This window comes from Paraburkholderia sp. SG-MS1 (assembly GCF_012275575.1).
Taxonomy (GTDB): Bacteria; Pseudomonadota; Gammaproteobacteria; order Burkholderiales; family Burkholderiaceae; genus Paraburkholderia.
In genome coordinates this window covers 39,569-51,644 of the sequence record NZ_NPIH01000236.1, presented here as the reverse complement: position 1 = coordinate 51,644, position 12,076 = coordinate 39,569, and the positions used below count along the sequence as shown (strand labels likewise).

At 63.7% G+C, this 12,076-nt stretch carries 10 protein-coding genes; 6 read left to right on the top strand and 4 right to left on the bottom strand.

Annotated elements, in window-relative coordinates; all coding sequences use genetic code 11:
• Together CIC12_RS22700 and CIC12_RS22695 are read left to right on the top strand one after the other, a co-directional pair.
• Nucleotides 1-380: NAD-binding protein (locus CIC12_RS22700; protein WP_168667193.1), on the top strand; the 380-nt coding region annotated here is incomplete at its 5' end.
• A 95-nt stretch (nucleotides 381-475) separates the two neighbouring features.
• Complete coding sequence (locus tag CIC12_RS22695; RefSeq protein WP_168667192.1) at nucleotides 476-2,068, top strand: ABC-F family ATPase; 1,593 nt, start codon at nucleotides 476-478, stop codon at nucleotides 2,066-2,068.
• Between the two features lie 390 nt (nucleotides 2,069-2,458).
• On the opposite strand, the gene CIC12_RS22690 is transcribed toward CIC12_RS22695, so the two are convergent.
• Both CIC12_RS22690 and CIC12_RS22685 read right to left on the bottom strand, forming a co-directional pair.
• On the bottom strand, nucleotides 2,459-2,662 hold the full coding sequence (locus CIC12_RS22690; protein WP_121317842.1) for a DUF1289 domain-containing protein: 204 nt from the start codon (nucleotides 2,660-2,662) through the stop codon (nucleotides 2,459-2,461).
• Nucleotides 2,663-2,854: 192 nt separating this feature from the next.
• Nucleotides 2,855-4,159, bottom strand: coding sequence for an Nramp family divalent metal transporter (locus CIC12_RS22685; RefSeq protein WP_168667191.1), 1,305 nt, complete (start codon nucleotides 4,157-4,159; stop codon nucleotides 2,855-2,857).
• 561 nt (nucleotides 4,160-4,720) lie between these two features.
• Between CIC12_RS22685 and CIC12_RS22680 the strand changes: the two genes are divergently transcribed.
• The 4 genes from CIC12_RS22680 (at nucleotide 4,721) to CIC12_RS22665 (ending at nucleotide 8,851) form a co-directional block, all read left to right on the top strand.
• Nucleotides 4,721-5,821: a polyamine ABC transporter substrate-binding protein gene (locus CIC12_RS22680; protein ID WP_168667190.1), complete on the top strand. Its 1,101-nt coding sequence runs from the start codon at nucleotides 4,721-4,723 to the stop codon at nucleotides 5,819-5,821.
• A 95-nt stretch (nucleotides 5,822-5,916) separates the two neighbouring features.
• The gene (locus tag CIC12_RS22675; protein ID WP_168667198.1) at nucleotides 5,917-7,107 is read left to right on the top strand and encodes an ABC transporter ATP-binding protein; all 1,191 of its coding nucleotides are present in this window, start codon (nucleotides 5,917-5,919) and stop codon (nucleotides 7,105-7,107) included.
• Nucleotides 7,104-8,036, top strand: a complete 933-nt coding sequence (locus CIC12_RS22670) for an ABC transporter permease subunit (RefSeq protein ID WP_168667189.1) — start codon at nucleotides 7,104-7,106, stop codon at nucleotides 8,034-8,036. Before CIC12_RS22675 ends, CIC12_RS22670 begins: the two co-directional genes overlap by 4 nt.
• The gene (locus CIC12_RS22665; protein ID WP_168667188.1) at nucleotides 8,033-8,851 is read left to right on the top strand and encodes an ABC transporter permease subunit; all 819 of its coding nucleotides are present in this window, start codon (nucleotides 8,033-8,035) and stop codon (nucleotides 8,849-8,851) included. The genes CIC12_RS22670 and CIC12_RS22665 overlap by 4 nt, the downstream gene beginning before the upstream one ends.
• 69 nt (nucleotides 8,852-8,920) lie before the next feature.
• Here the strand turns inward: CIC12_RS22665 and CIC12_RS22660 are convergent, their stop codons facing one another.
• Nucleotides 8,921-10,324: a methyl-accepting chemotaxis protein gene (locus CIC12_RS22660; protein ID WP_168667187.1), complete on the bottom strand. Its 1,404-nt coding sequence runs from the start codon at nucleotides 10,322-10,324 to the stop codon at nucleotides 8,921-8,923.
• 558 nt (nucleotides 10,325-10,882) lie between these two features.
• Nucleotides 10,883-12,067 carry a tetratricopeptide repeat protein gene (locus CIC12_RS22655; RefSeq protein WP_168667185.1) on the bottom strand — a complete coding sequence of 395 codons (1,185 nt, stop codon included), beginning with the start codon at nucleotides 12,065-12,067 and terminating at the stop codon, nucleotides 10,883-10,885.
• Between the last annotated feature and the right edge of the window lie 9 nt (nucleotides 12,068-12,076).

Here is a 12,076-nt window from a genome sequence, read left to right as displayed (position 1 = left end):
CCGCGAAGTTGTGCAATCAGACCATCGTCACCGCGACGCTGGCCGCGATAGCCGAGGCGGTCAGCCTCGCGCAGCGCAGCGGCCTCGACGCGGCGAAACTGACCGAGGGGCTTGCCGGCGGCTGGGCGGACTCCGTGCTATTGCAAATCTTCGTGCCGCGCATGACGCAGACCGGTCTCGCGCCGATCGGCGCGTTGCGCACCTTCCAGAAGGACATCGACACGGTCGCGGCCACCGCGTATGAGACCGGCACGCCGATGCCGGTCTCGTCGACGGTCCAGCAATTGCTGCGGCTGGGCGCGGCGATGGGGCTGGCCGAGGCCGATCTATCAGCCTTCATCGACGTTTTGCAGACGCCGCGCGGCGCCTCGGGCGGGTAACGCGAGGGGCACGGCGAAGTGCGCGTGGGTTGAATTCGCGATAACCTGCTAAAATATTGGGTTTTTCGCCGATATCACATTCAAAGGGACGCGCCGTGCTGTCTACTGCCAATATCACCATGCAATTCGGGCCGAAGCCCCTCTTCGAGAACATTTCGGTCAAATTCGGGGGTGGCAACCGCTATGGCCTGATCGGTGCGAACGGTTGCGGTAAATCCACCTTCATGAAGATTCTCGGTTCCGACCTGGAGCCGAGCTCGGGCAACGTCATGCTCGAACCGAACATTCGCCTCGGTAAATTGCGCCAGGACCAGTTCGCGTACGAAGACGTGCGCGTGCTCGACGTCGTTATGATGGGCCACGCCGAAATGTGGTCCGCGATGACCGAGCGCGATGCGATCTACGCGAACCCCGACGCCACCGACGACGACTACATGCACGCCGCCGAACTCGAAGCGAAGTTCGCCGAGTACGACGGCTACACCGCCGAAGCGCGCGCGGGCGAGTTGCTGCTCGGCATCGGCATTGCGATCGAAGATCACAACGGCCCCATGAGCAACGTGGCGCCGGGCTGGAAGCTGCGCGTGCTGCTCGCGCAGGCGCTGTTCTCGAAGCCGGACGTGCTGCTGCTGGACGAGCCGACCAACAACCTGGACATCAACTCGATCCGCTGGCTGGAAGACGTGCTCAACCAGTACAACTCGACGATGATCATCATCTCGCACGATCGACACTTCCTTAACCAGGTCTGCACGCACATGGCCGACATGGACTTCGGCACGCTGAAGGTCTATCCGGGCAATTACGACGACTACATGCTGGCCAGCACGCAGGCGCGTGAGCGTCAGCAGAACGCCAACGCGAAGGCGAAGGAACGCGTCGCCGACCTGCAGGACTTCGTGCGCCGCTTCTCGGCGAACAAGTCGAAGGCGCGCCAGGCCACCAGCCGTCTGAAGATGATCGACAAGATCAAGATCGAGGAATTCAAGCCGTCGTCGCGGCAGAACCCGTTCATCCGCTTCGAATACGAGAAGAAGCTGCACAACATCGCGGTGGTGGCCGAGAAGATCTCGAAGAAGTACGAGCGCACCATCTTCAACGACTTCAGCATCAGCGTGCAGCCGGGCGAGCGGATCGCGATCATCGGCGAGAACGGCGCTGGCAAGACCACGCTGCTGCGCTCGTTGCTCGGCAAGCTCGAACTCGATCACGGCAACGTGAAGTGGGCGGAGAACGCGAACGTCGGCTACATGCCGCAGGACACGTACGAGGAGTTTCCGAACGATGTCACGCTTATGGACTGGATCGACAGCTACCGTCAGGAAGGCGACGACGAGCAGATGGTGCGTGGCACGCTCGGCCGCCTGCTGTTCAACGCGGACGACATCCGCAAGTCGGTCAAGGTGCTGTCCGGTGGCGAGAAGGGCCGCATGATCTGGGGCAAGCTGATGCTGGGCCGCCACAACGTGCTGCTGATGGACGAGCCGACCAACCACATGGACATGGAATCGATCGAGTCGCTGCAGATAGCGCTCGACAAGTTCGAAGGCACGCTGATTTTCGTTTCGCACGACCGCGAATTCGTGAGCGGCCTCGCGAACCGCATCATCGAAGTGAGGACCGATGGCACGTTGAACGACTTCGGTGGCAACTACGAAGACTTTCTGCTGAGCCAGGGTGTGCAGTAAGCGTCATCGACGCACGCGCGACTCGCACACGTTGCATCGCAAAGCCCGCTTTTTCGAAGCGGGCTTTTTTATTGGGCGAGCGGCGTATCGTCTCGTATTGCATTGGGTATTCGCTTCGGCTGATCGGCATCAACCGTATGCTACGCACATCAGGTTCATTGCAATCGCGTTGACCTGACGCAAAGCCAGCCGCGCTCTCACTCCTTCCCGCCGCTGGCCATTCGCGGCCGCTCGCTGCGGCCGATCGTGCAAGGTGGGATGGGCATGGGCGTCGGCGTCTCGGCTCACCGGCTCGCCAAAAGAAACGCCGGGCGTGACCCCGGCGATTTTCATGATCGCAACGCTGCGCGGGCGCGGGGCGTACAGATGCCCCAAAAACCGAGCGAGGCTTTAGAGCCTGTCGTTCTGAAAGCGCATCGCCGTGCCTTCCTGCTCGATGCGCACCCACACGGCGCGCTTTTCCTCGTCGCTCAGGAACACCCAGTTCGACACTTCGGTGGCGGTGCGGCCACAGCCTTTGCAAACTTCGTCGAAAAGCGTGGAACATACGCCGATGCACGGGCTGTCGGGAAGATCGTGGAGATTCGAAGACATCGGAAACCTTGGAGCGAAGAGACGAAGTTCCGCTATGTTAACCGATGGGCGGCATGCGCCTCGCAGCAGCAGGCTGAGCAAACGCGGCGTGTCCATGCCTGGGCACGTCGTTACCCGCAACCCCATGCTCGCCGCCCGGAAGCAAAGCCGCACAGACCGCTTCTCTCGCCACGAAGCTGTGCAAGCGCCGCCTCAGCCGCCAAACGCCAGCTGCCACAGCAGCGCACCGTTGAGCACGATGATGAACGCAGCGGACAGCCACGCCAGCGCGAGCGGCACGCCGCGCACGCGCCAGCCGCGCATCAGGCCCTCGTCGGACGTGTAGCGGATCAACGGCACGACCGCCAGCGGCAGTTGCAGGCTCAGCACCACCTGGCTTGCCACCAGCAACTGGTTGGAGCCATGCTGGCCGAACAGCGCGACCGCGAACAGCGCTGGCCCGATCGCCAGTGCGCGGGTGAGCAGCGCGCGCTTCCAGCGCGGCAGGCGGATCTGCAGAAAGCCTTCCATCACCGCCTGACCCGCCAGCGTCCCGGTGACGGTCGCGCTCAGGCCGCAGGCAAGCAGCGCCGCGGCGAACAGAATGCTGGCCCAGTGCGTGCCGACGAGCGGCGCGATCAGCCGGTGTGCGTCGGCGAGATCGGTGACGTCGCGATAGCCACTCGCATAGAACACCGCGGCGGCCACGATCAGCAGCGCCGCGTTGATCACGAAAGCAAACGCCAGCGACGCGAACGTATCGATGTTGACGACCTGCAGCGCGACTTTGATCTGCGCGTCGCTGCCTTCCGGCGCGTGATGCTTGACGAGCGTCGAGTGCAGATAAAGGTTGTGCGGCATCACCGTCGCGCCGACGATGCCCGCCGCGAGCCACACCATACCGGCGTTCCTCAGCAGTTCGACGCTCGGCGCGGCGCCGGCGAGCGCCGCGTGCCAGTTGGGCCGCGCCAGCGCCAGCTGTACCACGAAGCACAGGCCGACGAAGCCGATCAGCGCCGCGATCACCGCTTCGAGCTTGCGGCCGCCTTTCTGCTGAAGCGCGAGCAGCGCGAAGGTACATACCGCCGACATCAGGACGCCGACCGTCAGCGACACCCCGAGCAGCAATTGCAGCGCGACGGCGCTGCCGACCACCTCGGCGACGTCGCACGCGATGATCGCGATCTCGCTGGTCAGCCACAGGAAGAGGGTGCCGCGCCGGCCGCTGCGCTCGCGGCAGACCTGCGCGAGATCACGTCCGGTCACGACGCCCAGCCGCGACGACAGCCACTGCAGCAGCATCGCCATCACGCTCGCCAGCAACACCACGCCGAGCAGCCGATAGCCGTAGCCCGCGCCGGCGCCGAGCGCGGTCGCCCAGTTGCCGGGGTCGATATAGCCGACCGCGATCAGCGCGCCGGCGCCGACGAACGACAACCAGTGCGCCGGACGCGGCGAACCGTCGCCAGGCAGACGCCGGCGGCGGTTGGGCCGCAACGCGAAGGGATTGGTGTTCATCGATGCCTGAGACTCGGGGACTGCATGCTCTCGCAAGCCACGTGCCCAACGCGCAGGCGTCGGCGGCGCGTGGGGCCGGCCATACAGGGCGGACCCGGCGAGCGAACGGCGCTGCGCCGGTTGCCGGTCATCCAGTTGCTATTGTGCACCGTCGACGGGCACACGGCATACGCCGGCCGCGTGTTCGCGGTATCTCGTCCGGTGCGAGCCGAAAGCAGGGAATTCGCCACCGCCTGCCAGCAAAACGTGCCCGCCCACCGAGCATCAGTCGCCCCATTCCAGGACCGCACCGTGCCCCGGCCGCTTCGACCCGACAGCCAGATAACGACAAAGCCGCTCGCGGGGCATTTTTTCGGGTAGACACGCGCGGATAACCCGCTAAAATTGCGGCCATTTTGCAGCGGTGCCGCCTGCGCTGTACCGTTTGCGCGACAGCGCGGCGTTTTTTTTGGACCGCGCAATAATTGATGGTAGTTTTCGTGGTTTCAGGGGAGCCGTGTGCGCAACGCCGCGGCATGAGTGACGACGGTCGGCGTGAGCGGGCCACGATCGGAGAACGGGATGAAAAGACGGGTAGTGGGGCAAATGGCGGCGCTGATCTTGTGTGCGACGCCGTGGTTGACGGCCGCTGCGAAAGACACGCAACTGAACGTGTACAACTGGTCCGATTACATCGCCAAGGACACCATTCCGAACTTCACCAAGCAAAGCGGCGTCCAGGTCAAATACGACAACTACGACAGCGACGACACGCTGCAGGCGAAGCTCCTCACCGGCAATTCCGGCTACGACATCGTCGTGCCGACCAGCAACTACGCGGGCAAGCAGATCGCCGCGGGCATCTTCGAGCCGCTCGACAAATCGAAGCTGCCGAATCTGAAGTACCTCGACCCATCGCTGATGGCGCTGGTGGCGGGCGCCGATCCGGGCAACAAATACACGGTGCCCTGGGCGTACGGCACGACCGGTCTCGCGTACAACGTCAACAAGGCGCAGCAGATTCTCGGCAAGAACACGCCGCTCGACAGCTGGGACATCCTGTTCAAGCCGGAAAACATTTCGAAGCTGAAAGCCTGCGGCGTGTCCGTGCTCGACGCGCCGGACCAGATGTTCGCCGCCGCGCTGCACTACATGGGCAAGGACCCGATGAGCACGAACCCGGACGACTACCGCGCCGCGCTCGCCATGCTCAAGAAAATTCGCCCGTACATCACGCAGTTCAACTCGTCGGGCTATATCAACGACCTGGTCGGCGGCGACGTGTGCTTCGCGTACGGGTGGTCGGGCGACGTCGTGATCGCCAAGCATCGTGCGGCCGAAGCGAAGAAGCCGTACAGGATCGAGTATTTCATTCCGAAGGGCGGCGCGCCGGTCTGGTTCGACGTGATGGCGATCCCGAAGGACGCGAAGCACAAGGAAGCCGCGCTCGAGTGGATCAACTACATCGAAACGCCGCAGGTGCACGCCGCGATCACCAACTCGGTCTACTATCCGAGCGCCAACCTCGAAGCCCGCAAGTATGTGGACAAGGACGTGGCGAACGACCCGGCCGTGTACCCGTCGCCCGAGGTCATCAAGACCCTGTTCCTGCTCAAGCCGCTGCCGCAGGAAATCCAGCGGCTGCAAACGCGGCTGTGGACTGAACTGAAGTCCGGCCGCTGACCCGCGGCAACAGTGAACGGGTAAGCATCATCAAGAAGCCCTCGGTGTTCACCGGGGGCTTTGTTCGTCAAACGCCGGAGTGAAGCAGCATTATGATGAGTAGTGACCAGTCGGGCGCGGTGGCGGGAGCAGCCGCGCCGTCGCGGGGCCAGGGCGCCGTTACAGGCGCCGGCGCGGGCACCGGTCCGGGCGACGCAGCGGACCATTTCATCCAGATCGTCGACGTCGTGAAGAAGTTCGGCGAGACCGTCGCCGTCAAAGGGGTCAACCTGTCGGTGAAGAAGGGCGAGCTGTTCGCGCTGCTCGGCAGTTCCGGCTGCGGCAAGTCGACCTTGCTGCGCATGATGGCCGGGCTGGAAACCGTGACCTCGGGCAAGATCCTGATCGACGGCGAGGACCTCGCGCAATTGCCGCCGTACCGCCGGCCGGTCAACATGATGTTCCAGTCGTATGCGCTCTTTCCGCACATGACGGTGGAGGCGAACGTCGCCTTCGGTCTGAAGCAGGAGGGCGTGCCGAAGGCCGAACTGAAAGAGCGTGTGCAGACCGCGCTCGATCTCGTGCAGATGGGCCGCTTCGCGAAGCGCAAGCCGCATCAGCTGTCGGGCGGCCAGCAGCAGCGCGTCGCGCTGGCGCGTTCGCTCGTCAAGCGGCCCAAGCTGCTGCTGCTCGACGAGCCGATGTCCGCGCTCGACAAGCAGATCCGCCAGCGCACCCAGATCGAACTGGTCAACATTCTCGACCAGGTCGGCGTGACCTGCATGATGGTCACGCACGACCAGGAAGAAGCGATGACGATGGCCGACCGGCTCGCCGTGATGAGCGAAGGCCAGATCGTCCAGCTCGGCACGCCGCATGAGGTGTACGAGTATCCGAACAGCCGCTTTTCGGCGGAGTTCATCGGCTCGACCAATCTGTTCGAAGGCCACACGGTCGAAGACGAACCGGACTACGTGTTCATCGAAACGCCCGACTTGCCGTGCCGCCTGTATGTGAGTCATGGCATCACCGGGCCGCTCGGCATGCCGGTGACGATTTCGGTAAGGCCCGAGCGCATCGCGCTCACGCGCAAGCCGCCCGAAGGCGCATACAACTGGGGCAAGGGCGTCGTCACGAATATCGCGTACATGGGCGGCTATTCGCTGTATCACGTGAAGCTCGACGGCGGCAAGACGGTGATCGCAAACGTGACGAGCCTCGCGCTCACCGAGATCGATCCGCCCACGTGGGGCGACGAAGTGTACGTGCGCTGGAGCGCCTCGGCCGGTGTGGTGCTGACGTCATGAAGCGCGCGCTCGATGCCTTCGTCAAGGGGCCGGTGCGACGCTTCAATCTGAGCGGTCGCAGCGCGGTGGTGGCCGGGCCGTTCGCCTGGCTGCTGCTGTTTTTCCTCGTGCCGTTCCTGCTGGTCGTGAAGATCAGTTTCGCCGATTCGCAGCTCGGCATTCCGCCGTACACGCAGCTGGTGAATTTCGCCGAAGGCGCGATTCACATCACGCTCGACCTGTCGCATTACGCGTTTCTGCTGACCGACAGCCTCTATTTCGCGACCTATGTGAATTCGGTAGTGGTCGCCGCGATCTCGACCGTGCTGTGTCTGCTGATCGGCTATCCGATGGCGTACTACATCGCGCGCTCGAATCCGGCGACCCGCAATCTGCTGATGATGGCCGTGATGCTGCCGTTCTGGACCTCGTTCCTGATTCGCGTGTACGCATGGATCGGCATCCTGAAGAACAACGGCTTGCTGAACAACTTCCTGATGTCGATCGGCCTGATTCATTCGCCGATCGAGCTGTATCACACGAACACCGCCGTTTATATCGGCATGGTGTATTCGTATCTGCCGTTTCTCGTGATGCCGCTGTACGCGCATCTGGTGAAGATGGACCTGACCTTGCTCGAAGCCGCCTACGACCTCGGCGCGAAACCGTGGAAGGCGTTTTGGCAGATCACGTTGCCGCTGTCGAAGAACGGCATCATCGCCGGTTGCCTGCTGGTGTTCATTCCGGCAGTGGGCGAGTACGTGATTCCTGAATTGCTCGGCGGCGCGGACACGCTGATGATCGGCCGCGTGATGTGGAATGAGTTCTTCGACAACGCCGACTGGCCGATGGCCTCTGCGGTGACTTGCGCGATGGTGTTGCTGTTACTGGTGCCGATGGCGTTTTTCCAGCGCGCGCAGGCCAAGGCGATGGAGGAGAGGCGCTCATGAAGCCGAACCGGATGTTGCAGTCGATTGCTCTCGGGATCGGGTTTCTGTTCCTGTATATCCCGATCGTGAGTCTGGTCGTGTATTCGTTCAACGAATCGCAACTGGTCACGGTGTGGACGCGTTTTTCGCTGCGCTGGTACGCGGCGCTGCTGCGCGACGACGAACTGATCGCGGCGGCGTGGCTGTCGCTGCGGGTGGCGCTGCTGACGGCGTTCGCATCGGTGATCATCGGTACGTGGGCGGGTTTCGTGCTCGCGCGGATGGGACGGTTTCGCGGCTTCACGCTGTACACCGGCATGATCAACGCGCCGCTGGTGATTCCCGAAGTGATTCAGGGCATCTCGTTGCTGCTGCTGTTCATCGAAATGGCGCGCTGGCTCGGGTGGCCGGCCGAGCGCGGCGTGTTCACGATCTGGATCGGCCACGTGATGCTGTGCATTTCGTATGTGGCCATCATCGTGCAGTCACGCGTGAAGGAGTTGCATCCGTCGCTCGAAGAGGCCGCGCTCGATCTAGGCGCCACGCCGCTGCGCGTGTTCTTCTCGATCACGTTGCCGCTGATTTCTCAGGCGCTCGTGTCCGGCTGGCTGCTGTCGTTCACGTTGTCGATCGACGATCTGGTGCTGTCGGCGTTTCTCTCCGGTCCCGGCTCGACGACGCTGCCGCTGGTGGTGTTCTCGCGCGTGCGGCTCGGGTTGAACCCGGAAATGAACGCGCTCGCGACGCTGTTCATTGCGCTCGTGACAGTCGGCGTGGTGCTGGCCAACTACTTCATGCAGCGCGCCGAGCGCAAGCGCACGGTGATGGCGGTTTAGGGCGGTGCGCCGCGAGTGCGGCGCATCTTCAACGTCATGCCGCCGTGCAGGAAGGCGCGCCGCGCGCGTTCAAACCTTGTAGCCGATCCGCACACCACCCCAATGGCGTCCGCCGACGAACACTGGCGCCGACGCGTCCTTCATCAGCACGAACTGGCCGCCGCCCATATCGCGGCGGTAAGTCTGCAGCAGAAACTTCTTCGTGTGCGACGCGGCCGCGATGCCGGTGCGATCATCGAACATGCGCCGGTTGCGGCAGTTCGCCATGTTCCACACGACGTCGTCGCGCGGCGGCAATGAGAACTTCAGGTTGTGGGTCGGCAGATAGCCGCGCGCATCGACCGCAGCGCAGAACGCGACACGTGGATCGAGATTGAGCAAAGGTTCCTGAATCGCGGGCAACACGCGGTCGGTGAAAGCGGTGAAGCGCGTCAGAAACTGTGGCGGGTTGGTCCCCGTCACCGGCACGTAGCGTTGATCGAACAGATCGTCGAGCGACACGTCGCCACGTGCAACGGCCGCTTCGAACAGCTTGCTCACCGTCGCGGCGGCCTGCTGCACCGCTTCGATGAAACGCGTGTCCGTGGTCTCGACGCCGGTCGCGGCGGTCAGCTCGATCAGCGTCTCTGACACGCCGAGCAGATTCCCCAGGCGGTCCTTCGCCTGCGCGAAGTTCTCGCTCGAATCCTCGACACCGCTCGCCATTTCCAGCACCTGCGCTTCGAGCCCGTCACACTGCGTTTCGATTTCGCCGGTCAATGCCGCGATCTGGCCGGCTTCGTTGTTCAACTGCGCGATCGCGTCGCCGGTTGCATGCACGACGTCGCCAATCTTGCGCGTGCCTTCGCGCACGCGATGCGCCCGTGCGGTGTTCACCGAACCTTCGTTGATCAGCTGCTCGGTCTGCTGCGTGAGCTGCGCGAGCGTCGTCTCGATCTGGGCGGTGGCCTGCGCGGTTTTCGCCGACAGGTTTTTCACCTCGGCGGCCACCACCGCGAAGCTGCGGCCCGATTCACCGGCGCGCGCGGCTTCGATCGCGGCATTCAGCGCCAGCAGATGGGTTTGACGGGCGATCAGCGAGATTTCCTCGGACACGCGGCTCACGTGCGCCAGCGCGCTGCGCAGTGCGCCGATCTGACTTTCGATCACCGTCACGCCTTCTACCAGCCCGTGAATATCGGCGAGCGACGCTTCGAGCGTCTGTTGCGATCCCTGCACGCCGGTCGCGGCCTCGGCCGATACGCTGCGCATTTCGCGCGCGGCCGCGGCGATGCGATGATTGCCCGCCAGCGTTTGCGCGGCGGATTCGCGCAGCGCCCGACATACCTGGGCCTGGCGCTGCACGCGCGCGGCGACTTCCTCGACGTGACCCGATACGTCGCAAATCTCGATGCCCAGTTTGCCGGCTTGCGCGGCAATATCGCCGACGACCGTGTGCGAACGGGCCGTTCGGCGAAAGCTGAAACGCGTCATGGACGTCTCCTTGATGGCGCGGGTAATGCAGAGGGAGCGGACGGTTGTGATACGAGCGCCGTCATCCTGCGCGGATGCAGCGTCTTCTGCCTGCGTTTACGGCGTGCTTTCAGGCGACTTGATACGGGGTATCCCGCAGTCGGTATGATGTGCGGTCGAACTGCGCCTCGCAGCCTTTCCTTTTGCTAGCGGTAACGATGATCGACTCTTTTGCGCGCATTTCGGGCTGGGAGCAGCTCTATCACCTGTGGGAGCTACTCGTCATGCTCGCCAAATTTCTGTGGGGGCTATTGCGTCTGCTGGGAGGGGGGTGAGTGCGGCGGGATGTGTCCGCGCGTCGCGCGGCGCTGATCGATTACGCGGAACGCTTCATCGTGAGGCTGTTGCGGGCTCGGTGCTGCTTGCGCAACACGAGGCGGGGAGGGACGGGGCTAGTTGAAACTCTGCGAGCCGAGGTCTCGTGTGGTGAGTTCACCGAGGGAGTCCGTTCTATTGATTGACGCGACGCATGCCGATAGGCGTTGCGACGCGCATCGGCATGCATGAGCACACGCTGTTTCAGGTATCGGTCCAGCCGCTGGAATCGTCGTTGCTGCCCATGTCGACATTACCGCCGCCGTTATCGTTCCAGTCGTTCGAGCCCTGGCCGAAATCGAGGCCGCCGCCATCGCCGCCGTCGTTGCCACGGCGACGTGCCTCGTCGTCGACGATCACCTCGCGCTCCACCACGCGCTCGCGTCCGGAGTTCAACGCTTCGCCGAGCAGCACGCCGGTGAGCAGACCGCCCATGCCGCCGCCGAAACCACCACCGCCTTGCTGCACGATGACGGGCGGCTGCTGCTGATACGGGCCTTGCTGCGGATAGGGCGCTTGCGGCGGATTGCCAAAGCGTTCGGCTTCCCGCGCATACGGCGACTGCTGCTGGTTGCCGGCGGCCGCTGCGGCAGCCGGATCGGGCCGCCCGTCAGCACGTGCGCGCAGGCTGGCGAGACGCTGTTCGAGTTCGTCGAGCTGATACGGTGGCAGCGGATTCTTGCCATTGGACAAACCCTCGACGACGCCGCGCAATTGATCTTCGGTTGCTTCGACTTCCTTCTCCAGCGCCTCATGACCCGGCGCGGTGGAGAGTTTCACGTCGAGCTTCAGCGAACGCACCGCGTTGAGCATGTCGGTCGCGCGTTTGAGCTGCTCGCGACGATCGCCGTCGGCGCGCGTGTCGTCCTGCGTGCGGGCGCGGCGCAAAGTCCAGCGCAGCACCAACGCAATCACGCCAATCAGAACAATGATGCCGATCCACATACCGACCCTCGGGCCATGTTGTTGCGCTTGCGGTTGCATCGCCGACTGTTGCTGCACAGCAGGCGCATTCTGCTGCACGAACGGATTCGCGGCGCGCCCCGTGGTATTGGCGCCCACACGCTCCGCGTCCCTGCGGATGCGTGATTCGGTTTGCGCGAAGCGGGTCGGGTCCGTGAAGCGGATTTGCGGGTCGAGCGTTTTGGCCTGTTGCAGCTGGGCGAGCGCGTCGCCATAGCGGCCTTCGCGATCGAGCACCTGGCTATACAGATAGTGCGCGCGGGCGTTGTTCGGATGGGCCTGTAGCACCTCGCTCAGACCGGCATCGGCCTGCTGCCAGTTGCCTTGCGACATCGCCGATTCGATCTGCTGAACGGTCGGCACGGCGAACGCCGCGGCCGACACCAGCAGCAGCGAAGCGAACGCGGTTGCGAGAAATTTTTTCATTTGCGGGCC

Excerpts from the sequence above, each read along its gene's own strand:
- CIC12_RS22685 (WP_168667191.1), bottom strand. The coding sequence starts at position 4,159 with ATGAACACCAATCCCTTCGCGTTGCGGCCCAACCGCCGCCGGCGTCTG.
- CIC12_RS22660 (WP_168667187.1), bottom strand. The coding sequence starts at position 10,324 with ATGACGCGTTTCAGCTTTCGCCGAACGGCCCGTTCGCACACGGTCGTC.
- CIC12_RS22675 (WP_168667198.1), top strand. The coding sequence starts at position 5,917 with ATGAGTAGTGACCAGTCGGGCGCGGTGGCGGGAGCAGCCGCGCCGTCG.
- CIC12_RS22680 (WP_168667190.1), top strand. The coding sequence starts at position 4,721 with ATGAAAAGACGGGTAGTGGGGCAAATGGCGGCGCTGATCTTGTGTGCG.
- CIC12_RS22690 (WP_121317842.1), bottom strand. The coding sequence starts at position 2,662 with ATGTCTTCGAATCTCCACGATCTTCCCGACAGCCCGTGCATCGGCGTA.
- CIC12_RS22665 (WP_168667188.1), top strand. The coding sequence starts at position 8,033 with ATGAAGCCGAACCGGATGTTGCAGTCGATTGCTCTCGGGATCGGGTTT.
- CIC12_RS22655 (WP_168667185.1), bottom strand. The coding sequence starts at position 12,067 with ATGAAAAAATTTCTCGCAACCGCGTTCGCTTCGCTGCTGCTGGTGTCG.
- CIC12_RS22670 (WP_168667189.1), top strand. The coding sequence starts at position 7,104 with ATGAAGCGCGCGCTCGATGCCTTCGTCAAGGGGCCGGTGCGACGCTTC.